Origin of the sequence: Halomonas sp. AOP22-C1-8, assembly GCF_052378905.1 — a bacterium.
GTDB lineage: Bacteria > Pseudomonadota > Gammaproteobacteria > Pseudomonadales > Halomonadaceae > Vreelandella > Vreelandella citrativorans.
This window is the reverse complement of record NZ_JBQSYD010000076.1, coordinates 1-442: the sequence shown is the minus strand read 5'-3', so window position 1 is coordinate 442 and position 442 is coordinate 1. Positions and strand designations below refer to the sequence as shown.

The following is a 442-nucleotide window of genomic DNA, read 5'->3' as shown; positions in this document are numbered from 1 at the left end:
GCGCTTCTGCTGGCCGCGCGCCACACGCACTCGGACAGCGGTAAACCGGGAGCACAACGGCTTGTTGGTACCTTCCCGCCAGGTGATAGCCTGATAGGCATTGGCATCCAGCGACTTGGCCAGTGCTTGTGCCGACACTGGGTGATGCTCCGTGGTCTGCTGCCATCGTGTCGGCGGTCGCCCCAGGCCGGACCACTTCGGAGGCAGAGGCTCACTGCCAGGCGGCCAGACACTGATACCCTCCGGCACGTCAACGCAATAACTCAAGCCCCATTTTGCAAGCTGTTCTCGCCAGGGCGTCACTTTGCCGTAAGCCGCATCTGCCAGCACGATACCGGGCGTGATACCGGCCTCCAGTGTCTCGCGCACCTGCTGGAGGGCGATCTCCGGTTTGGTGGCAAAGTCGATCTCTTCTGGCACGCCAGCGCGGCGACAGCGTGCT

1 protein-coding gene is annotated in these 442 nt (G+C 63.6%); it reads right to left on the bottom strand.

The window, feature by feature from the left end:
- Positions 1-442, bottom strand: a 442-nt coding sequence (locus tag ACT3TY_RS17925; protein WP_444629099.1) for a transposase, incomplete at both ends; no start/stop codon positions are given.